The sequence below is a fragment of the Tessaracoccus flavescens genome (genome assembly GCF_001998865.1).
Lineage (GTDB): Bacteria > Actinomycetota > Actinomycetes > Propionibacteriales > Propionibacteriaceae > Arachnia > Arachnia flavescens.
In genome coordinates this window covers 1677359-1698530 of sequence record NZ_CP019607.1, presented here as the reverse complement: position 1 = coordinate 1698530, position 21172 = coordinate 1677359, and the positions used below count along the sequence as shown (strand labels likewise).

Annotated in this window: 19 protein-coding genes, 6 pseudogenes and 1 other annotated feature; of the genes and pseudogenes, 10 read left to right on the top strand and 15 right to left on the bottom strand. The window is 65.9% G+C overall.

Features of this window, described 5'->3' with window-relative positions; all coding sequences use genetic code 11:
* Nucleotides 1-90 precede the first annotated feature (90 nt).
* From BW733_RS08085 to BW733_RS08065, 5 genes are all read right to left on the bottom strand, one after another.
* Complete coding sequence (locus BW733_RS08085; protein WP_077349500.1) at nucleotides 91-846, bottom strand: ABC transporter permease; 756 nt, start codon at nucleotides 844-846, stop codon at nucleotides 91-93.
* Entirely contained in the window at nucleotides 843-1643 is an 801-nt protein-coding gene (locus BW733_RS08080; protein ID WP_077349498.1) for an ABC transporter ATP-binding protein, read from the bottom strand. Before BW733_RS08080 ends, BW733_RS08085 begins: the two co-directional genes overlap by 4 nt.
* Nucleotides 1640-2320 carry a hypothetical protein gene (locus BW733_RS08075; RefSeq protein ID WP_077349496.1) on the bottom strand — a complete coding sequence of 227 codons (681 nt, stop codon included), beginning with the start codon at nucleotides 2318-2320 and terminating at the stop codon, nucleotides 1640-1642. Before BW733_RS08075 ends, BW733_RS08080 begins: the two co-directional genes overlap by 4 nt.
* Nucleotides 2313-2786 carry a hypothetical protein gene (locus BW733_RS08070; protein WP_077349494.1) on the bottom strand — a complete coding sequence of 158 codons (474 nt, stop codon included), beginning with the start codon at nucleotides 2784-2786 and terminating at the stop codon, nucleotides 2313-2315. The genes BW733_RS08075 and BW733_RS08070 overlap by 8 nt, the downstream gene beginning before the upstream one ends.
* A gap of 425 nt (nucleotides 2787-3211) precedes the next feature.
* Nucleotides 3212-4126 carry an AraC family transcriptional regulator gene (locus BW733_RS08065; RefSeq protein WP_152024624.1) on the bottom strand — a complete coding sequence of 305 codons (915 nt, stop codon included), beginning with the start codon at nucleotides 4124-4126 and terminating at the stop codon, nucleotides 3212-3214.
* A gap of 49 nt (nucleotides 4127-4175) precedes the next feature.
* Here BW733_RS08065 and BW733_RS08060 point away from each other — a divergent pair, with 49 nt between their 5' ends.
* A complete protein-coding gene (locus tag BW733_RS08060; protein WP_077349490.1) occupies nucleotides 4176-4766 on the top strand; it encodes a dihydrofolate reductase family protein in 591 nt (196 codons plus the stop codon).
* Between the two features lie 93 nt (nucleotides 4767-4859).
* Here BW733_RS08060 and BW733_RS08055 read toward each other — a convergent pair whose 3' ends face one another.
* From BW733_RS08055 to BW733_RS08030, 8 genes and pseudogenes are all read right to left on the bottom strand, one after another.
* Entirely contained in the window at nucleotides 4860-5354 is a 495-nt protein-coding gene (locus BW733_RS08055) for a TetR/AcrR family transcriptional regulator (protein ID WP_237268345.1), read from the bottom strand.
* 399 nt (nucleotides 5355-5753) lie between these two features.
* Entirely contained in the window at nucleotides 5754-6059 is a 306-nt protein-coding gene (locus BW733_RS19325; protein WP_237268135.1) for a helix-turn-helix domain-containing protein, read from the bottom strand.
* A 122-nt stretch (nucleotides 6060-6181) separates the two neighbouring features.
* Nucleotides 6182-7015, bottom strand: a pseudogene (locus tag BW733_RS20090) (IS110 family RNA-guided transposase); the annotation flags it as partial.
* 197 nt (nucleotides 7016-7212) lie between these two features.
* Nucleotides 7213-7862 (bottom strand): annotated as a pseudogene (locus BW733_RS08045) (transposase); the annotation flags it as partial.
* 152 nt (nucleotides 7863-8014) lie between these two features.
* Nucleotides 8015-8653, bottom strand: a complete 639-nt coding sequence (locus tag BW733_RS19705) for a group II intron maturase-specific domain-containing protein (RefSeq protein WP_202970316.1) — start codon at nucleotides 8651-8653, stop codon at nucleotides 8015-8017.
* The gene (locus BW733_RS19700; protein WP_202970315.1) at nucleotides 8607-9527 is read right to left on the bottom strand and encodes a reverse transcriptase domain-containing protein; all 921 of its coding nucleotides are present in this window, start codon (nucleotides 9525-9527) and stop codon (nucleotides 8607-8609) included. The genes BW733_RS19705 and BW733_RS19700 overlap by 47 nt, the downstream gene beginning before the upstream one ends.
* Before the next feature lie 750 nt (nucleotides 9528-10277).
* The gene (locus BW733_RS08035) at nucleotides 10278-10469 is read right to left on the bottom strand and encodes a hypothetical protein (protein WP_077349454.1); all 192 of its coding nucleotides are present in this window, start codon (nucleotides 10467-10469) and stop codon (nucleotides 10278-10280) included.
* Nucleotides 10466-11710, bottom strand: coding sequence for an IS256 family transposase (locus BW733_RS08030; protein ID WP_077349486.1), 1245 nt, complete (start codon nucleotides 11708-11710; stop codon nucleotides 10466-10468). The genes BW733_RS08035 and BW733_RS08030 overlap by 4 nt, the downstream gene beginning before the upstream one ends.
* 106 nt (nucleotides 11711-11816) lie before the next feature.
* Here BW733_RS08030 and BW733_RS08025 point away from each other — a divergent pair.
* From BW733_RS08025 to BW733_RS08010, 6 genes and pseudogenes are all read left to right on the top strand, one after another.
* Nucleotides 11817-12104, top strand: a pseudogene (locus tag BW733_RS08025) (DDE-type integrase/transposase/recombinase); the annotation flags it as partial.
* 98 nt (nucleotides 12105-12202) lie between these two features.
* Nucleotides 12203-12529, top strand: a pseudogene (locus BW733_RS20085) (site-specific integrase); the annotation flags it as partial.
* Nucleotides 12530-12535: 6 nt separating this feature from the next.
* Nucleotides 12536-13294: a tyrosine-type recombinase/integrase gene (locus BW733_RS08020; RefSeq protein WP_237268343.1), complete on the top strand. Its 759-nt coding sequence runs from the start codon at nucleotides 12536-12538 to the stop codon at nucleotides 13292-13294.
* Between the two features lie 22 nt (nucleotides 13295-13316).
* Nucleotides 13317-14906 carry a tyrosine-type recombinase/integrase gene (locus BW733_RS08015; protein ID WP_202970313.1) on the top strand — a complete coding sequence of 530 codons (1590 nt, stop codon included), beginning with the start codon at nucleotides 13317-13319 and terminating at the stop codon, nucleotides 14904-14906.
* Nucleotides 14903-15184 carry a hypothetical protein gene (locus tag BW733_RS18910; RefSeq protein WP_202970312.1) on the top strand — a complete coding sequence of 94 codons (282 nt, stop codon included), beginning with the start codon at nucleotides 14903-14905 and terminating at the stop codon, nucleotides 15182-15184. The genes BW733_RS08015 and BW733_RS18910 overlap by 4 nt, the downstream gene beginning before the upstream one ends.
* 48 nt (nucleotides 15185-15232) lie before the next feature.
* Nucleotides 15233-15448: pseudogene (locus BW733_RS08010) on the top strand (IS3 family transposase); the annotation flags it as partial.
* Nucleotides 15449-15469: 21 nt separating this feature from the next.
* Here BW733_RS08010 and BW733_RS08005 read toward each other — a convergent pair.
* Nucleotides 15470-15901: an IS3 family transposase gene (locus tag BW733_RS08005; RefSeq protein ID WP_152024623.1), complete on the bottom strand. Its 432-nt coding sequence runs from the start codon at nucleotides 15899-15901 to the stop codon at nucleotides 15470-15472.
* Nucleotides 15812-15941, bottom strand: a sequence feature (AL1L pseudoknot). (Overlaps the previous gene by 90 nt.)
* 25 nt (nucleotides 15942-15966) lie before the next feature.
* Here BW733_RS08005 and BW733_RS08000 point away from each other — a divergent pair.
* Nucleotides 15967-17055, top strand: a complete 1089-nt coding sequence (locus BW733_RS08000) for a tyrosine-type recombinase/integrase (protein WP_202970311.1) — start codon at nucleotides 15967-15969, stop codon at nucleotides 17053-17055.
* A complete protein-coding gene (locus BW733_RS07995; protein WP_077349480.1) occupies nucleotides 17052-18902 on the top strand; it encodes a tyrosine-type recombinase/integrase in 1851 nt (616 codons plus the stop codon). The genes BW733_RS08000 and BW733_RS07995 overlap by 4 nt, the downstream gene beginning before the upstream one ends.
* 57 nt (nucleotides 18903-18959) lie before the next feature.
* Here the strand turns inward: BW733_RS07995 and BW733_RS07990 are convergent, their stop codons facing one another.
* Complete coding sequence (locus BW733_RS07990) at nucleotides 18960-19205, bottom strand: helix-turn-helix domain-containing protein (protein WP_077349478.1); 246 nt, start codon at nucleotides 19203-19205, stop codon at nucleotides 18960-18962.
* A gap of 391 nt (nucleotides 19206-19596) precedes the next feature.
* Between BW733_RS07990 and BW733_RS07985 the strand changes: the two are divergent.
* Nucleotides 19597-20787: pseudogene (locus BW733_RS07985) on the top strand (Gfo/Idh/MocA family protein); the annotation flags it as partial.
* Between the last annotated feature and the right edge of the window lie 385 nt (nucleotides 20788-21172).

Below are 21172 nucleotides of genomic sequence, written 5' to 3'. Positions count from 1 at the left end.
CCTGGGGCAAGCCGACCACTCGGTGACTAAGTCCTGTGAGCGGGGCACCGAAAACCGCGAACTCACTGAGATCTCGGCTGCTGGCCGGGCCTATCGCCATCGGAATGTTCTCACCGAGATGAGCCCGCAGAGCACTGCCCAGACGGACATGACGATGAACGGGACGATGTCGGCGGTTCCCTGGTACCAGGCAGAGGTCAGCGCCTGGCTCATCGCGCCGAGCGGGGTGAAGCCGGTGATCAACTGCATCGCCGGAGTCATCATGGTTCCGGGCGTCCACATACCTGCGGTGAACAAACAAGCCATGAAGACCAGCATCCCGACCCCGTACGCCACCTGGGCATTCCCGGCGGTCGCCGCGATCAGCGATCCCACGGCCATCATGGCGAGGGTCCCGATGCCGATGACCGCGGCGACAAGGGCAACGCTTCGTGGGGCGGAGGCGCCGAAAGCGGCCCGAGCGAGCAGAACGGTTACGAGGATTGCCGCGACGAACGAGGCACCGCTGACCAACCACTGCGCTAACAGCACCCGGTGCGGGCCCACTGGCGTGACATCGAGGCGCCGGAGCACGCCGCTATCGCGGTAGGCCGCGATAGCGGACGGGTAGTTGGTGACGGCGACGCTCAACAGTGCGACGGTGATCGACATCGGGACGAAGAAGTCGATCACCCGCAACCCCACCACGGCGGGGTTGTCACTCCCGATGGGGTCCATCGTGCCCGGGATGGCGAACCCTTGGAGCAGCAGGAGCAACGAGGGCAGCAGCAGCGCCATGAACACGCTTGTCGGATTGCGCAGGAACAGCCGTGCCTCGGTCACGGTCAGAGTTATGAGGGCAGTCATGCTGCTCTCCCGGCGTTGCTCGGGGCGATTGTGTCGAGGAAGGTGAGGTAGACATCCTCAAGGGTCTGCGTGGCATCCGACCTGACCGCGGCGGCGGCGCGGAGTTCCGCCGGTGTTCCGACGAACTGGGTTCGCCCGGCGGCGATGATGGCGAGCCGGTCAGCCAGTCGTTGCACCTCGTCGAGGTAGTGGGAGACCAAGATGATGGTGACCCCACGAGCTTTGATCTGCTCGATGAGGTGCCAGACGGTGCGTCGTCCCTGCGGGTCGAGGCCGGTGGTGAGTTCGTCCAGCACGACGATGCGCGGTGAGCCGACCAGCGCGAGGGCGATGGAGAGCCGCTGCTTCTCGCCGCCGGAGAGTTTGCCGAAGGCCCGCTTCCGCTGATCCTCCAGCCCGACCGTACGCAGCAACTCTCCAACCGCGATCGGCGCTGGATAGAACGAGGCGAACAGTCCTACCGCTTCTTCCACCCGCAGCGCGGCGGGCAGGACCGACGCCTGCAACTGATAGCCCACGAGCTCACGCACCTGAGCGCGCGCCCTTGCCGGATCGAGGCCAAGCACCTCGATCCGGCCTGCGTCGGGGGTGAGCGCTCCGGCGAGGCATTCCACTGTGGTGGTCTTGCCTGCACCGTTGGGACCGAGCAGGCAGAACACCTCCCCGACCCGGACGGAGAAGCTGACCTCATCGACAGCCACCACTCCCGGAAATGTCTTACGCAGCTCGCGGACGGTCACGGCGACCGAGGCCTGGCCTGGTGGTTCATCCGCGAGGCTCTGCGTGCCGGGGTTCATCGCTCTTTGTCCTGCCTGCCGCGCTGGGCGAAGAGCGACGACCACAGCGCGTAAGCGAGCAGCAACGTCACAAAGCCAGCGGCAGTCAGTGCGTACGCGCCTGGGCCCCAGGCGACGCCGCCGAGCACGGCGCCCAGCACGGACGCGGCGATCACCGCGGCCAGCAGGATCACTTGGGACGCAATCGATCTGTTCTGTCGATTGCGGGCCGCCAGGACGATCTCCGCCATCTGCAGCGCCGCGACCCCGAGCCCGGAGCCAACCGCGTAGGCAACGATTCCTGGCGGGATCGGCGCGGCGGTGATCGTCAGGGTAATTGCGCCCGCCGTGACGAGCAGCGCGACGGCGTCCAGAGCGGCCGCGACCAGCTGCCACGGGTCGGCGCCGTTGGAGTCTTGTCGTTTCCTGGGGATGAAGTCCCAAGCGCGAGCCTGGTGCCAGCGGCTCGCTGCGAAGCCGACCGTGAAGGTGCTGATCGGCGCTGCCAGAGCGGCGAACAGGTTGCCGGTGAGCGCCCACACCACCGCGCCGAGCGCAACGACGATGGGCAGGGAGCAGAGTCGTCCGAACCACCAGCCGCGCAGGTAGAGCTTGCGCGCCTCGGGCAGGTCGGTGGGGTGTAGCAGCCGTTTCACGGCCGGATCGGGCAGGGTCACTGCCTCGTGCAGGTCATTCATGGTGTCTCCAAGGTGTTGTCGTGAGGTAAGCGGGATCCACGCTCGGCCGGGCGAGCTCGTAGACCTTCTGTCGAGCCACACCGAGCGCGCCGGCGACGGTCACCGCGCTGAACTCGTCCAGCAGCGCCTCGACGCACACCGAGCGGACGCTCGCGGCCCGGGCAACCAGGTGCGACATCAGCGCGCTGACCTCAGCGGCCAGCAGAGCGACAGCCCGCTCCCCGCCGAACCCAGCCGCCCAGCCCTCAGCCGCGGACGCTGCCGCCGCATAGAGCCGGTCGCCGCCGTCTTCGAGGTGGGACGCAACCTGATCCGGGGTGACTCCGGCAGCTTCGAACCGCTCGATCACGGCCGCGACCGTGGTGGGAGCGTCCTTCCGGCGATGCGCCAGGACGCGCGTCCACTGATCCGCCGTTGAACTCGCCGGGCCAGGCTGCAGTTTGTCACCCCTGGGATTACGCTCCATGGTGATAGCGTCTCACCCCGGGGTTCGATTGTCAACCCCGGGGTGACGGCAGCTATGAGGCCGACCACGGGATCCCTTGTCGCTCAATGACCCATCTCGCCCTCCATTCGACTTGGTGCCTTGAGCGCGCAACGCCCGCCACGCCGCTGATCAGTTCTGGGTGGCGCAACTCGTATATGTGTGTACTAGATCATACGTGAGCGTCGGGATCTGGAGAGTTGCTGACGTCGGGCATCGACCGATTCCCGCTCCTTCAGGGAAAGCTGAGTTTCCTCCGCTGCAAGGTGTCGGTTGATGCGGAGGAGCGGGAACCATGCCGCCGTCGCGATCGCGAGGATGGCTGCGGCCAGGATTTGTCCCGGGAACAGAACGAAGGCGCGTCGTCACCACGCGCGACAATCTTCGCCGCAACTGGGCGGCCAGCCCTACCGCTCGTGACACGCCGCAGGGCCTGACGATTCGGGACTCGGGGCCCGCCCTACGGCGCTATGCGCGGTCGGCGGGTTGGTTTGGTTCAGTGTGGTGGGGGGCACTCCGGCAAACCGGCGGACCTCGCGGATCAGGTGGCTCTGGTCGGAGAAGCCGAATCGCGCTGCGACATTCGTACTGGAGTCATGGCGGAGCGCCTCGTGGGCGCGCTCGAAACGTACGACGCGGGCAGCCATTTTCGGACCCAGGCCGATCTGCTCGGTGAACCGGGAGATAGCGTGGCGCTCACTCCACCCGGTCTGGCCGATCAGCTCGCCGATCCGGGCCCGGCCGCCGGTTGCTTCAATCTGCTGCCACATCCAGCTGACGAACGGCTCCAGGCGATGGCCGCGGGACAGCAGGGCGAGCAGCTTGCGATCGATCAGGTCGAATCGTCCAGGCCAGGTCGGCGTGGCCCAAAGCCGGTCCTGGAAGCTGTCGTCGAAAGCGGGGGCCGCGTCGGCAACTCCGACCACGGCTTCGGCCAGCTCGCGACCGGGCGTACCCAGCAGAGTGACGACGCCCAACGGCGTGAGATAGATCTGGACGCACTCCTGCGCCCCGTCAAAGCGGGTGGTGGCGTAGCCAGGCATGAGCCCCGCGATGAACGACGCATGGCGACCGATGCCGCGTCCGTGGGAAAGGCCGACCACGTCGAGGGTGGGGCCGGACGACAGCACCAGCGGCATCAGACTCCCGGCCACCTGACGACGGATCACCGGGCGATTCGTCCATTCCTGGAAGCCGACGATGCCTGCCACCAGCCCGGCGAACTCGGGGCGGACGCGATGTCGGGTCAGGACTGGGCCTGAGGATTCCGTTGACGTGCTCATGTAGTTGCCGATGGGCCGCATCCGGTCAGAAAAATTCAAGACGCAGCCGTCTCACCCAGGGAATCCTGGACTGCGAAAGGAGTGCATCATGCGCAAGTTGATCGCGATCGAGTTTCTCTCGGTCGATGGAGTCATGCAAGGTCTGGGCTCGCCGGACGAGGACCGCGAGGGCGGATTTGATCACGGCGGCTGGGGCGCGCCGTACGCCGCAGACATCCACTCGTCGACCAGTTCGGGGGGGCTGGACGGAACGACCGCCTATCTCTTCGGCAGGAAGACCTACGAGAAGATGTCCGCCTACTGGCCGTATGTGCCCGACGACAACCCGATGGCCGCTCACCTGAACTCGACTCCCAAGTATGTCGCGACCACCACAGTGTCTGCCTTCGATTGGCAGCAGACTTCTGCGCTCGAGGGTGATGTTCTCCAGGCTGTGCGCACCCTGAAGCTGACCGGTGACGGAGATATCGCCATCCTCGGCAGTGGCGTTCTGGTCCGATCCCTGCTGAATGAGGGCCTGCTGGATTCGCTGCGGCTGTTCATCCATCCACTACTCCTGGGCTCCGGCAAGCGGCTCTTCGGAGACCTCGACCCGCCACGCTCGCTGACCCTCACCAGCTGCTCGACGACATCCAGGGGGAGTGTCGCCCTCTCGTACGACATTGGGTCGAACCAGTAACGGCAGCAGCCGTCAAGCGTGACATTGTCCGAATAGCGAAGGGTTCTCATCGGTGACTCCAGGTCGGTCATCTTGGTCGAGCTTCTGCCCGCGTCAGCGCTGCTGTTCACGACCCGGAGCGGCCGCGATCGCTGGTTGGAGGACGGCGATGATGAGGCGAGAGGCGTCCTCACTGGTCACGAGGCCGGCAACCACCTCGTCAGCGGCAGCGTTCATCACCACATGCGTCGTCGTAAGCAGCCAATGTATGGGGAGATCGGTGCGGAACACTCCTTCTTGCTGCCCTCGCTCAAGGATGCCGCGTACTCGTGCTTCCGCCTTCGCGTGCAGCTCCCGCACTCGCTCGGACGGCAGCTCTTTCTGCGCTGCGGCCAGCAGGCCACGGGCCTCGTTGAGAAGCGTCCAGCTGGACTCGATGAGCCTGCCGAACGCCTCGGCGGGTGGTCCGTCCAGCGGCACCTGGGCCAGGATGTCCTCGCCGCGTCCCAGGCTCTCGATCACGGCGGCATCGATGAGTTCGGCACGGGTCTTGAAATGCCCGTAGACGGTCATCCGTCCGAGGCCGGCTTCAGCGGCGATTTCGGCCACGGAAGCTTCGGGGTTTCGTCGCAGCGCCCTGGGTGCGGCGACGAGGATTGAGGCGCGGTTCCGTTGCGCGTCTGCGCGCTGGTTGGCGACCCTGGCTTGGTCTGGTGCGTCGTCCCTCGGACTGCTGCTCACGCCGATCCCGCCCCTCGATAACTCGTATAGGACTGTACGGACTAGCGTAACACGGGCTCGGGCAACGTGTGTCTGACCGCGATGTGCCTCAACGGATTAGGCGCGCTCGGCGCCTCAGCCGGAAGCGCCCTGAGTTTGTTGGAGGCTCCTGACCTTGGAAACGAGGATGGAGTTATGCCGAAGGAACTGGCGAATGGGAAGCCGACGACGCGTCGGTACTCGGACCGCTCGGGGGTGAGTCCCATGGAGTGGATGCTCCTATTGCTGTCAAGCGGCCAGTGGCGGGCTGATCTGCTCCAGGATGGCGGTCGCTCGGGCCTCGAGTTCAGGGTCGGCGCGAGTGCCGATCTCGAGTCGTCGGAGCCGCTGGTAGGGGACGCCGAGAGTGGCGGCGAGAACGCTGATCGGGATGCCTTTCGCTTGTCGGCGTGCTCGGAGTTCGCGCCCGACGGGATTGTCGGTGGCGGGATTGAGCAGAGCGGCATAGATCTCGTTCGCGACGTGTCGTTTGAGGCAGCGCATGATGTCACGGTCGGTGAGTTGCTCCGAACGACGCCTCTCGAAGTAGGCCATCGTCCGAGGCTCGCGATGCCGCATGCGCAACAGCACAATCCGGTGCAGCGCGGCGTTCGCGTGCCGGTCCCGCCGCGAGAGAGTCGATGCCGTGTGCGTTGTCCGGAGGAGGCGGGGATCGGGGCGACACCGGCGAGAGCGGCGAAGCTGGCGCGGGTTCCGAGCCGCTCGGGGTTGTCGCCCGCGGCGACCAGGAGCGTCGCTGCGGTGACAGGACCGACTCCGCTCAGGGACAGCAGCGTGGGGTTGACCTGCCGGACGAGCATCTCCAACTGTTGTTCTATCAGGTCGATCTCGGCTTGCATCGTGAGGTGTCGGACCGCGAACCGTCGCAGTGTCTGCCGGGCGACGACCGCGGGATCGGGGGACGTGATTGTTCCGGGCCGAGTCTTGGCGAGCGTGTTGACCAGACGCTGCCCGCTGAGAGCGCGGAACGCCTGTCGCACGAGCTCGGGTGCGGTGATCAGCAGCGCGTGGATCTGGTTCATCACTTGCGCTCTGGCCTTGGCCGCCGAGCGCCGCTCTGCGAGGAGGATCCGCATCGACTCGACCGCGCCATCACCAGACTTTGGGATCGCGGTGTCCGTTCCTGCGAGGACAGCGACCGCTGCCTGGTGGGCGTCGAGGGGGTCGGACTTGCCGCGACGACGGCGGGCTTGCCGGTCCTGTCGCGCGACTTCGATGACGCTCAGCCCCGCCGTGGTCAGCGCGCGTGCGAGGCCAGCCCCGTACGACCCCGTTCCCTCCACCCCGATACGGACGACATCACCGTGCGCGTGGAGGAACGCGACGATCTGCGCGTAACCGCGACCGTCGGCACGGAACTCTCGGTCCGCGACAGGTCGGCCCACGAGATCGAGGATCGCGACGTGATGCGTGTTCTTGTGCGTGTCGACCCCGGCGACCAACTCGGAGCCTGGTGGCAACGGGTTGGTCAGCGGCGGGTCGAGTGTCATGCTCGTCATTGACGGGATTCCCTTCCAATGGTGATGAACGTCACCGCGGGTCGGGTGAGTGCAGACAGCACAAAGGTGAGACGACTTTCCAGTCAGGCTCCTATCAAGTCATGTGCCCGCCCGGCCCGCAGCGACCCCGGCGTCGACGGACAGATCCACAAAAAGACAGCCGCGAACGGCGTCCGTGTAATTTCGGGTCACGCCGGCGCCGGAGCCGAATCCATCATCTCTGTGTAGCGGGGTTCCTTCGTTGAGGCGGTGAGGGCGAGGGGTTCGGTCACCTCCTCGACCTTGGTGCCGGGGACGTTGCTGAGTCGGCAGCGGGTGCGATCTCGAGTCCGAGGTAGCGGCGACCTTCGGCCCACTCGTCGGTCTGCTCGACCAAGACTGCGCCGACGAGGCGGATGATGGCTTCCCGGGTGGGGAAGATCCCGACGAAGTCGGTGCGGCCCGATCTGCCTGTTGAGGCGTTCGGCAGGGTTGTTGGACCAGATCTGGGTCCAGACGTCCTTGGGGAAGCCGGTGAAGGCGAGCACGTCGGCTCGGGCGGCGTCGAGGTGTTCGGCGACGGCGGGGAGCTTCTCGCCGGTGTAGTCCAGCAGCCGATCGAACTGGGCGTGGACGGATGCGGCGTCGGGTTGGTCGTAGACGCAATGCAGCATCGACCGCGGGCCACATCGTCTTAGCTTAGCTTAGGGGTGACGGCCATGACGTTGGCGGCGTAGTGGGTGCTGCAGCGCTGTTAGATGGCGCCGGGCAGGTTCGCCGCGACGGCTTCGACCAGCCCGGCGTGGGAGTCACTGGTGACGAGTCTGACGCCGGCCAGGCCGCGGGCGATCAGATCGGCCGGGCCCCGGCCTTCGACGTTCGGGCAGAGCTGTCAGTTGGGTCGGCCTGGGGCGCGGTGTCGGGATTGCTCCCGGTCCGTTTCCCCAGGCCGCCCGCCGAACCGGACGTGCGACTTTCACCGCATCCGGCTCTCCATGAGAGAGGGCTGGTTCAGCTGGTGGTGACAGCTGGCCGGTCCCAGGGGGTAGGGATGTGGTAGCCGCGGTAGCGGTACCTGGTCACCGGGACGCTGGCGGCGCCGGTGAACCGTTTCCCGTTGTGAGCGAGGCGCCAGGTTCCGGGCAGGCAGTACCTGCGGCGGAGTTCTGGCCATCCGAGTCGGCGGTGCTTCTTGCGTAGCCATGCCGTGATCCGCTCCCACGTGTAGGAGTCGATCGCGGCGAAGGTCGCTTTGGCCACCGCGTGTCGGAAGTAGTTCGCCCATCCCCGCAGCACCCGCCCGAGATAGTCCATGAGGTATCCCGGGTCCTGGTGCAGGGTGTGCCTGTAGGTCATGGTCTTCACCCGCTGTTTGATCGAGGCGATGGCCTTCTTCGCGGGCAGGGTGTAGACGTACCACTTGTTGCTGCCTCGTCTCCGCATCCGTCGGATGTGGAAGCCGAGGAAGTCGAACCCGTGGTCGATGTGGACCACGCGGGTCTTCTCCGGTGACAGCCGTAACCCCATCGGGGCGAGTACTTCTGCCACCTCGTGACGCAACTGCTCGGCGTGTTCTTGGCTGCCCTTCACGACGATGACGAAGTCATCGGCGTAACGGATCAGCCGGTAGGACGCCTTTGCCGTGGTCACGGCGCCAGGCCCGCTTTCCGGCCGTGCCCATCTCATGGTCCCAGCGGCGAGCGAACTCGTCATCGAGGACTGATAGGGCGATGTTGGCCAGCAGCGGGGACAAGATCCCGCCCTGTGGGGTGCCGGTGATCGTCCCTTCGGTCGTGCCCACCGTGGTGAGCACGCCGGCTTTCAGGAACGCCTTGACCAGCGCGAGCACCCGCTTGTCACCGATCCTGCACCGGAGCCGGTCCATCAAGGCGGTGTGGTCGATCATGTCGAAACACGCCTCAATGTCGGCCTCCAGCACCCACTCGTACGATTTGCTCGCGAAGTGGTGGATCTCGGCGACCGCGTCCTGCGCGCGCCGGTTGGGTCTGAACCCGTAGGAGCACGACTTGAAGTCGGCCTCGAAGATGGGTTCCAGCACCAGCTTCAAAGCTGCCTGCACCACCCGGTCGGTCACGGTTGGGATGCCCAACTTGCGCAGCTTGCCGCTGGCCTTGGGGATCATCACCTGCCGCACCGGCACCGGCCTGAACTCTCCAGCCCTCAACTGGGCTCGAATGTTTCGCAGGAACTCCTCCACCCCGACCCCGGAACTGATCCGTGCCACGGTGACACGGTCCACCCCGGGAGTCTTGGACCCCTTGTTCCCAGCGACGCGTTCCCACGCCATCGTCAAGAACGCCGGATCACACACAAGGTTCCACAGGTCATCGAACCGGCGGCCACCATCGGTGGCCGCCCAACCATGCAGCTTGGTCTGCATCCTCCGTACCCCCAGATAGGCCCGGGCATCGCTGGGCCACCCGGAGGCGCCGACATTCACCGGCGCGTCTTCGGACATTACATTCACCTTCTTCTGCTTTCTCTCACTGCCGCCCTTCCCCATGTGACCGGCTTTCCCGGCCTCGGAGTACTACGACGGCTCCGCCCCACCCACACCCTTCGGCAGGCAACGCACCTATCCCCAAGAAGCGGGGAGCGGAATGCGGATGGTTCCCACGTTCACTGTTGTTCGGTTGACGGGCGAGGTGTCCGGCTTTGCCCCTGCGGCATCGTCGTGGCTACGCCGTAGACCTTCACCACGACCTGCCGGACCCGACACATACCACCGTTCCGACAGTTCCCCACCCGCCACGACCATCAACGACGGCCCCGACAAGCGGTTACGCACCGCAAACCAGCCCCGATCCACCGGGTTAGAGCTGGGCGACGATCAAGAGGCTTTACGACACCGGTTCCTCTCGTACACCTTCCCGTCTTGCTCACCAGACACGGCCCATCCGGCAGTACCGGACCGTCCTGACTTTGTCACGGCTGCTCCCACCCACCCCAGGCGTTCCCCCAGGACAGGCTGCCGTCAGCTTCACCTGGCCGCTACGACGGCCAACCAATGCAGGTCTCCCACCTCCATCCGATACAACAGCGCCTCGTGGCGCACCACGTGCTCATCGAGGATCCTCTCGTTCACACCCTATGAACCCCAGTCAGGCACGCCCAACGCGAGGACGGGGGCCAGCCTCAGGCCACCACCGTGAGGCCCTTGAGGGCTCATCTTGCTTGGGGCCGACGCTTTCACCCCGACGCGGAGTAGTGCCCCCTGGAGGTGGTGTAACGGCTGATCCTTCGTTTGGGGCGGTCAGAAGGGTGGTTGGCCGGGTTCGAGGGTGACGGGCAGGCCGGTGCCTGGGCGCCAGCCGTTGTTGGGATCGAGGAGGTCCTCGGGCCAGGGGGCGGGGACGCCGTGTTCGTCCCACCAGCCGGTTTCGTGGCCGGCGGCGAGGGCGGCCTGGGAGTGGCCGGGTCCGTAGATGTCGGTGAGTCGGGTCATGCTGCGGGCTCCAGTTCGGGCAGGGCCGTGGCGGCGGCCTGCGGGTCGGCGGGGGTCTTGGTGCGGGCTCGGGTGAGGACGTCGAGGGCGAGGTAGCGGCGGCCTTCGGCCCATTCGTCGTGTTGTTCGGCGAGGACGGCGCCGACGAGGCGGAGGATGGCGTCGCGGTCGGGGAAGATGCCTACGACGTCGGTGCGGCGGCGGATCTCCCGGTTGAGGCGTTCGTTGGGGTTGTTGGACCAGATCTGGCGCCAGACCTCCTTGGGGAAGCTGGTGAACGCGAGGACGTCGGCGCGGGCGGCGTCGAGGTGGGCGACGACGGCGGGGAGCTTGCCGGTGAGGGTGTCGAGCATCTTGTCGTACTGGGCGTGGACGGCCTTGGCGTCGGGTTGGTCGTACACGCTGTGCAGCAGGGCCTTGACGGCCCCCCAGGCGCTCTTGGGGCACACGTCCATCAAGTTGGCGGCGTAGTGCGTTCTGCAGCGTTGCCAGGTGGCGCCGGGCAGGTTCGCTGCGATGGCGTCGACCAGGCCGGCGTGGGCGTCCGAGGTGACGAGCATCACCCCTTGTAGACCACGGGCGACCAGGTCAGCGAAGAACGTGTTCCACGCCTGCCGGGTCTCGCTGGTGGCGACCTTGATCCCGAGGACCTCCCGGTGGCCGTCGGCGTTCACGCCGGTGGCGACCAGCACGGCGGCGTTCACCACGCGGCCGTCCTGGACCTTCATCGTCAACGCGTCCGCGGCCACGAACGTGAACGGCCCCGAATCCGCGAGTGGCCGGGTGCGGAACGCGGTCACCTGGGTGTCGAGGTCGGCGGCCATCCGCGACACCTGCGACTTCGACAACGAGGTGATCCCCAACGTCTGGACCAGCTTGTCCATCCGGCGGGTCGACACCCCCAACAGGTAACAGGTCGCGACCACACTGATCAGCGCCGACTCGGCCCGCTTACGGCGCTCGAGCAGCCACTCGGGGAAGTAGGACCCCGAGCGCAGCTTCGGGATCGCGACGTCGACGGTGCCGACCCGGGTGTCCAGCTCGCGGTGCCGGTACCCGTTGCGTTGGGTCACCCGGTCCGCCGACTGCTGGCCCCACTCGGCGCCGCACACGGCGTCGGCCTCCGCGGACAACAAGGCGTTGATCACCGTAGCGAGCAGGTGACGCATCAGATCGGGCGACGCGTCGCCCAACGCTTGGCCCAACAGGCGCGCGGGATCGACAATATGAGGAGCGGTCATCGTGATGGTTCCTTTCGAGAGTGCTGTGACAGGTTCACTCGAAGGATCACGCGGTGGCCGCGCTCACGTCCCCACGACATGCCGGGGGACGATCACACGAACCGCTAACCAGGTGTGGCTGACCGATATCACCGAGCACCGCACCCGCGAGGGCAAGGTGTATCTGTGTGCGATCAAGGACGTGTTCTCCAACCGGATCGTCGGCTACTCGATCGACTCGCGGATGAAGGCCCGGATCGCCGTCAACGCGCTTGAGATGGCAGTGGCCCACCGAGGCCGGCCTGCCGGGGTGATCGTGCATTCCGACCGAGGGTCCCAATTCCGCTCCAGACGCTTCCTGAAGGCCCTCAAACGCCACGGCCTGACTGGCTCCATGGGCCGCGTGGGGGCATGCCTGTTAACCGGCTAATCAGGTCATTCGTAGTAGTCAGGGGCCTGAGGGTTGGGTCAGGCATGCTGGATTTCGTGGGCGGTTTGGCGTAGGCATGAGGTATGGACGACAACGATGTTCTCCTTCTTGAACGCGAGGGCCCGTGGTGGCGACTCAGGTGTGACAGCGACCCCTGCTTGGTGGCGCAAGCCAATGCGTACTTGGGGTATCTCGCGGATCGGAACTATTCACCGCGGACGGTACGCACCTACGGCTACGGGCTGTTGGCGTTCCACCGTTGGCTCCACCACACCCGGCTGAGGGTTGATGATGTCGTCACAGAGGACGTGCTTGGCTTCTTGGCTGCGTGTCGCCAGGAGAGGATCCCGGGACGGCCTGGGCCAAACGTGGTCGACCTTGATGGGCGACCCACTGACAGGCTCTCGCCGGCGTCGGTGAACCTGCGGCTGGCTGCGGTCGCCGGGATGTTCGAGTTCTTGGCGATGCGGAATCCCGGCTCACGTTCGCCGATCCCGAAGGGCAAACCGTCTTCATGGTTCGCCGCCGGGGAACGCACCGGCATGCTGGCCCATACCCGCCGACGCCCGGCACCACGATCCCGGCTACGGCTGCGCACCCCCAGACGCCTGCCTCGGGCGTTGAGCGTTGAGGAGACCGCCACGCTGTTGGGGTCGCTGCGTTGCAGCCGGGACCTGTCCATTGCGGGGTTGATGCTCTACTGCGGGCTTCGTTCCTGCGAGGTCCTGGCCCTGGCGGTCACCGACGTCGATATCGGCGGCCGGTGGTTGAGTGTCCACGGCAAGGGCGGCAAAGACCGTCGCGTCCCCCTTGACGAGGACCTGGCCGCGATGATCGCCTCCTACCTCCTGACAGACCGGCCCGAATCCTCATCACCTGTGTTGTTCCTCAGCGCGAAGGGCCCCACCCGCGGGCAACCACTGACGGCAGCTGGGTTGCGCAGCATCTTCCGTTACCACCGCAGCATCACCGGGATCGTTGCCGGCGCCCCACATGCTTTGCGTCACACCTTCGGCACCGCCTTGGCGGAGGCCGGGGTTGACCTGGCAGTCATGCAGGCCCTGCTGGGGCACGCCCACGTCGACACCACCGCCCGCTACATCCACCTCGCACCGACTCACGTGAAGGCCCAATACGATGCCGCTCGCACCCGTCAACGCCTCAACCGTCCCTGACCCCTCCGAAACCCCCAAGCAGGTGGTGGCCGCCTACCTCACCCACCAACACCGAACCGGTCGGGGCAATGTCTCCTTCACCCAAGCAGCCAGAGTGTTCATGCGTCGCTGGCCCCAGCCCCAGAACTGGGCCGACGAGGCACTTCAGGTCCAACTCTCCGCAGGTTGCGCTACCCGTCCATTCATCACGTTCCTGCTGGTCACCGGACGGTTGCACCCGGGCTGGGACTACATGGTGAACCGGAAGTTCTCCTCGCTCTGGCGCGACGTCGAAGACACCGCCATCGGGGCAGACCTTGAGGCGTTCATCGAAGCCGCCCGCGGTTGCGGCTACAGCGAGCGCGTTGCCTCCGCGATGGCCTCCCAAGTCATGGCTCGGGTGTTGTTTGCCACCGGCAGGCCGCTGTCACAGACCACCTATGCCGACTTCGACGCCCTCACCGCCGCTGGCGTCCGGCGTCAACACGCCACGGGCAGGACTTGGAAGCACTACCGCGCCGCGGCGACAGCAACGAAAACGGTGCTGTTCCACATGGGAATTCTGCCCGCCCTGCCCGAGCCCTGCCAGCAACCTTGGCCCTTTACCCGTCGCCTCGAGGGCATTCCGGAGCCGATGCATTCGATCCTGGTGCGATACCTGCAACGCAAAACTGTGACCTGCAAACCCAAGACAGTCTCCTGCCTGGCCACCCGACTGAAGCACTTCGCCACCTTCATCACCGCCATCGATCCTGAACTGATCCCGTCGGAATTGACGCGCTGCGATCACATCGAACCTTGGCTGGTGTCCCTGCCTCACACCCTCAACTCCACTACCGGGGCGTTGGTCACCGTCGCTGACCAGGCCCGCCGGATCTTGGCCGCGGCCAACTTTCTGGCGGACATCACCGAGTGGGAATGGCCCGAAGCCCCGACCCGGAAACTGTTCTACTCCTCCGACAACCCCCGGTTGCCTCAGCCACTGCCCAGGTTCCTGCCCCCAGACACCGACCGTCGCCTCACCGAAGAACTCACCGCCTCCGAAAACCGGTTGGCCGCTGATGCTCTCCTGCTGCAACGCGCTTGCGGGCTCCGCATCGGAGAACTCCTCGACCTCGAACTTGATGCCGTCATCGACACCCCCCACGCCGGATCCTGGCTCAAGGTCCCGCTGGGAAAACTCGACACCGAACGCATGGTCCCAATCGACGACGAAGCACTCGAGATCATCGACAGAATCATCGCGCTGCGTAGCCCTGGCCGGGCGATCCCGCACCCACGCACCGGGCAACCCGCACAATTCTTGTTCACCGCCCACGGCCGCCGTCTATCCGCCAACGTCCTGCGCCATGAGCTGCGGCGCGCGGCGACCTCGGCAGGGATCGGGCATGTCACCCCCCATCAGCTCCGTCACACCTACGCCACTGCATTGGTCAACGCCGGGGTTTCCCTACAAGCACTGATGTCGATCCTGGGACACGTCTCCGCCGAGATGAGCCTGCGCTACGGCCACCTCTTCGACACCACCATCCGCGCCGAATACGAACGCGCCCTCGACCTGGCCAAGAACCGCATCGGCGCACTACCCCAACCCGCCAACACCGCACCGCCGAGCCCGCCGCAACATGGATGACCGGCCCGACGATCAAAACCGCCCTCGCGAGCGGGTACTGCCTCCGCGCCCCCGCACAACAGGCCTGCACCTACGCCAACATCTGCGAGCACTGCCCGAGCTTCCACACCACGATCCAAGACATCCCCGCCCTGACCCGGCAACGCGACACCGCCGCCGCCCTGGCCGACGACGCGCAACACCGCGGATGGGACAGCGAAACCGAACGCCACCTCAAACTCATCACCCGGCTCAACAACCTCATCGACACCGCCGCGACACGCCCGAACGCCGGATAACCTGCCAGCGCCCATCCCCACCAGAATCAGCCCTGATTAGCCGGTTAATGCGGTGACAACGCCGCGATGGAGTCGTTCTTCGCGCTACTGCAGAAGAACGTCCTCGACCGTCGATCCTGGGGCACACGAGAGGAACTGCGCCTGGCCATCGTGTCCTGGATCGAGGGCAAGTACCACCGCAAACGCCGTCAACGCCGACTCGGGAAACTCACCCCCATCGAGTTCGAACTCATCATGAACCCAGCCGCTACACTGGCGGCATAAACCCGGAGGTCAACCAAACCTTCAGCGGACCCAATCGACGATCCACAACCGGTTGGGTGCCGGGGCGGAGAAGTCGCGGTGCACGAGATCCGGTGGCCGCGCGGAGGCATGATCGGGGTGGGTGGTGGCGAATCGCCGTCCCTTGCGGGCGCCCTGCATTCCGTGCTCGCGCATCAGCCGCGACACCGTGCACCGCGCCACCTGGAGGCCCTCTCGTTTCAGCAGATGCCACATCTTGCGGTAGCCGGCCACCCCTCGGCCCTTGGACCGGTCGGCCTGTAGCACCTCGATACGCTCCCACACCGTCTCATCGGAGCGTGCCCGCTTCGACGGCATCCGGTCTCTGGCCGCGTAGTAGGTAGAAGGGGCGATCTTGCAGCCATGCCCAGTGAGCACCCGGCAGATCGGCTCGACCCCGAACCTCAGCTTGTGATCGGCGATGAAACTGATCACCACGGCAGTCGCGGGTCGAGCTCCCGCGCAAAGAAAGGCTTGATATGTAGGTGATCTGGACCCCGATGAAGCAGGCCGTCGATGCGGCGGTGACGATGGTGGTGTCTTCGAGTGGCTGGGGGCCAGTGATGGATGGGTTCGTGCCACAGCTGGTCTTCGTGGAGGGGCAGCCACCCAGGTTGGGTGAGCAGTGGGTGGACGAGTATCTGAGGTTCACCGCGGCGCGTCTGCGACCCAATTCGGTGTTGGCGCAGGCCTTCGACTTGAAGGTCTTCTTCACGGTGGTGGGCAAGCCACCGGTTGGGGTGGGCACGGCGGATGTGTTGGCTTTCATCGAGCAGCAGCGTGAACCTCGCCATGGCGGCAACGTGGTCCGGTTGGTCGACGGCGAGCAGGGCCTGGCGGCGTCCACGATCAAACGCCGCCTGGCCACGGTCACCTCGCTGTTCGACTACCTGCTGGCCCGCGGTGTGTGTGAGCGGCAGCCGGTTCCTCGGTCGATGACGCCCCGGTCGCGGTCGTTGCGGGGCTCGCCGCTGGTCCGTGCTCCAAAACGGCTGCCGCAGGTGCTGTCGCCGGGCGAGGCGGTCGCGTTGATGGGCGCGTTGCGCACCGAGCGGGACCGGGCGATGGTCACGCTGATGCTGCACGCCGGACTGCGACGCTGTGAGGTGCTGGGCCTGCGTCTGGCCGACATCCAGCTGGGCGATGGACGGGTCTTCGTCCACCAGGGCAAGGGCGGCCACGAACGTATCGTCCCGGTCGTCGACGCGTTCTTCACCCACCTGGCCGCCTACCTGACCACCGAGCGTCCCCAGGAGTGTGACACCGGGTTGGTGTTCGTGGTGTTGAAGGGACCCCGCCGCGGCATGCCGTTGAGCGCAGCAGGGCTGGACGAAGTCCTTGCTGGGGCCCGAGGTCGCGCGGGGTTGCGACACGCGACCTGCCACGAACTGCGTCACACATGCTTCACCCGGCTGAGGGAGGCGGGCATGGCCTTGGAGGCGATTCAGGCCCAGGCCGGCCACGCCAACCTGGAGACCACCCGCATCTACCTCCACTTGTCCAACGACTGGCTCGCTGACCAGTACCGCGACGCCATGCAGGTGTTGAGCGACGTCTACCCACCCATCGAGGAAGGGCCCCGTCCATGACCGCTGTTGCCCCTACCAGCACCAGTCCGGCTCTTGAGGAGGTGACGGCCTCCTACATTGCGGCTGCTTCCAGCTCAGCGTCGGCGAAGGGCCGTCGCTTGGCGGCACAGCGCTTCGGTCGGCTGTTCGGTGATCTCGACGGCTGGAACCACGCCAGCGTCGAGCAACGCCGCCAGGTCCGCACCGAGGTGATGTCGTTCGCTGCTCACGCCGCCATCGCCAGCAGCCTGCCGGTCATCCCGGACTTCGTCTCCCAGTCATGCTGCCACTGGGGCATCTACATCGCTGACGCCTATCCCGAGCAGCGCGACAGATTCACCACCCAAGCCCTCGAGCTGGGCTTCACCACGGCACAAAGCCGACGCATGTGGTCCCATCTGGCGCGCATCTGCGTGATCGCCGGCACCAGCCCTGATGCCCTGACCACACAGACCTACCAGCAGGCGCGCACCAGCTACTTCGATGCCGTGATGGCCTCCCGAGCGAGCGCGCCGCCCCGATGGTTGTCGACGCCACTGTTCGGGCTGGATGCGGTGATGTTCCACCGCGGGCAAGCACCGCAACCGGCTGTCCGCCGGCCATGGGCGACGCGCAGCGCCGCCGAGGTCGACTGGGAACAGATCACCACCCATGTTCCGGTGATGGCTGCCACGATGCGCCGCTACCTGCAGCAATGCCACGCCTCACTACGGCCCTCATCAGTGACACTGTTCGAGACCACCCTGCGGCAATTCGCCGGATACCTCATCGCCCACCACCCCGAGGTCAATCGCATCGCCGACCTGCAGCGCTGCCACATCGAGGACTACCGCTCCTGGCTTGATCAACGACCCGGCTACCGCGGCCAGACCGGGTTGTCAAAGACCACGTTGGGCATGCGGATGGGTCACCTGCATACCTTCTTCACCCGTATCACCGAATGGAGCTATCCCGACCTGCCCACCGGCGCTCTGGTCTTCCGCGAAGACCGTCCACGCTTGGACAAGCCACTGCCCAAGTTCCTCGACGATGCCCGTGCTGCCGCGTTCATGACCGCCGCCGCACAGCTACCCGACGAACTCGACCGGTTGATGATCCAGATCCTGGCCCACACCGGCATGCGACGCGGCGAACTACTCGGACTACGCATCAACGCCGTCGTCCAGATCGGCACCGGCTACTGGCTTCGCACCCCGGTCGGGAAACTCCACACCGACCGCTACATCCCCCTCGACCCGGCCCTCAAAACCCTCATCGACGCCTGGATCGCCCACCGCCCGTCCTGGCAGGCCAGCGACCTGCTCCTGCTCGAACGCGGACGACCCATTCCACCAACCCGCGTCGACAAAGCCGTCCAGAAAGCCGCCACTGCCGCGGGCATCGGCCACGTCCACCCCCACCAACTGCGCCACACCCTTGCCACCCAAGCCATCAACCGCGGCATGAGCCTCGAAGCGATCGCCGCGCTACTGGGCCACGCCGACTTGTCGATGACGATGGTCTACGCCCGCATCGGTGACCGCACCGTCGCCGACCAGTACTTCCAAGTCACCAGCAAGATCGAAGCCCTCTACCAAGATGCTGAGCCCGCCATCCCCGTCCTGCCCGCCGAGGCCGCCGGGCCAGCCATGACCGCCCTGCATGCGGAGGTCAACAAACGACTCTTGGGCAACGGCTACTGCCGCCGGCCCGTCGAGCTCGATTGCCGCTACGAAACGATCTGCGAAACCTGCCCCATGTTCTTCACCACCCAGCAGCACCGGCCCACCCTCATCGCCCAACGAGACGACGCCTGCGCCAAAGGCCAAACCCGCCGCGCCGAGATCTACACCAACCTCCTCGAAGGCCTCGATCAAGCCACCGCTTGACAGCGATCACCCACATAAGACGAGGCCGCGAGCAGAATCTCGTTGGCGCTCTTCAACTCACGCACCTCCTGCTCCAACGCTCTGACTGGCCGCGTCACCGGTAGTGGTCCCCGGTACATCGCCCGCGTCGATACGCGACTGCTTCACCCAGCCGCGCAGCGTGTCCGGGTTCACCCCGACACGCTGCCCGATCCGGATCACCGCCTGGTTCACCGACAGCGCCTGGTCCTCCCTCAGCGCCTCAAGAACCAGACGGATCGAGCGGTCCCGCAACTCCTGCGGATACTTCCTCGGTGCTGGCATGGTCGTCATCCTTCCGTGGAATCAGACCCTCCACCCGGGGCGGTTCACCCCTCACCGAGGGCCAGCCCAGATAAGCAGCGGCATGAATCCCAGACGCTTCACGATCCGCAGCGATCCGCGCGTCGGCCCGACTGATCGGCTCGTCTGGGCTGCGACGTCGTGCCCCCCGCGGGAGGTGCGCGGCATCATTCAGCCACCGAAGAGTCAGCTGCTACCCAAGAACCACATGTGAGTCTCTCTGGACATTCGCATTTGGCACGAGCCCAAACTAGGCTGATCGGCATCAGGGGCGTTCCACCCAGCGAACCCGAAGGAGATCGAACCAATCATGACCACAGAGCCCACCGGCGTCGGCACGGTTGCCGAAGACGCAGCGCCCTCCCCTGCAACACTCAGGGTCGGCGTGGTGGGTGTGGGCGCCCGCTCCACCATCCTCGCCCACGCTGAACTGCCGCACAACGATGCGCAGGTGGTCGCGGCATGTGACCCGCGTCCCGAGACCGAGGCCCGCCTTCGCGGCTGGACTCGTATCGACCCTGCGGGCGTTGTGATCACCGACAACCTCGACGCCTTCATCGCCGTCGGCTTGGATGCGGCCGTGGTGACCTCCCCAGATGACACCCACGCCGAGATCACGTGCCGACTTCTCGACGCAGGGATCCCCGTGTATCTGGAAAAGCCGATGGCCATTGAACTCGACGGCGCCACGCGCATCTTACAGACGGCCTACGACACGGGCACCCGTCTCTACGTCGGCCACAACATGAGGCACATGAGCGTCGTGCGCACCATGCGTGACATCATCCGACGTGGGGAGATCGGCGCGGTCAAGGCCATCTGGTGCCGGCACTTCGTGGGCGAAGGCGGCGACTACTACTTCAAGGACTGGCATGCGGACCGTCGCTATAGCAACGGGCTGCTGCTGCAGAAGGCAGCGCACGACATCGACGTGATGAACTGGCTGGCGGATTCGCACGCCACCCGCGTCGTGGGGATGGGTGGGTTGACCGTCTACGGCGACATCACGGATCGACAGGACCGCAGCGGCAAGCTGATGTGGGAATGGTACAACGTGGACAACTGGCCGCCGCTGACGCAGAAGGGGCTCAACCCCGTGGTCGACGTCGAGGACCTCTCCATGTTCTCCGCCAAGATGGCCTCCGGCGCGTACGTGTCGTATCAGCAGTGCCACTACACACCGGATTACTGGCGCAACTACACCGTCATTGGCACCGAGGGCCGCATCGAGAACTTCGGCGACGGGGAAGGTGGCCACATCACCTTGTGGAACCGCCGCTCGCAATACAACCCGGACGGTGACGCCCGCTATCCCATCAGCGGCGATGCCCACGGCCACCACGACGCCGACATGCTCACAATGACCGAGTTCCTTGAGTTCGTCCGCACAGGACGACCCACTGACACGTCCCCCCTGGGTGCTTGGTACGCCGCGGCCACCGCCATCCAGGCGACCGAGTCCATCCGAGACGGCTCCACGCCCCGGGATCTCCCGCAGCTTCCGGAGGATCTGGTGGCGTACTTCCTCAATCATCAAGTGCGAGGCGAGCATGACCCGAAGTAGTGCAAGCTGGGGCGCTCGAGACGGCGATGTGCACGGTGTGCGGAGGTGCCGCAGCTACGCTCACCGGACCTGCCCCCAGCACAGGGCCCCATGGCGTTCGGTTACCTCGACCCGCGGATGGACACCACTTGCCCCTTCCTCCCCAAGGTATTCGGCTAGCCTTCGAAGTCACCCGCGCCCGCCGCGGACACCGTGAGCTGGGAGTTTCCAGATGCAGTGCCCGAGGTCGACTTCGACGGTGTCATCGGGGTTGAAGCGGCGGTCTGGTGCGAGACCATCCAGGATGAGGCGGACCTGAACATGATGCGGCTACTCCGACTCCGGTTTCGCGGAGCAAGGCTGGCCGCCGCGCAGCAGCGCGGCGTGGGAGGATTACTCCGCACGT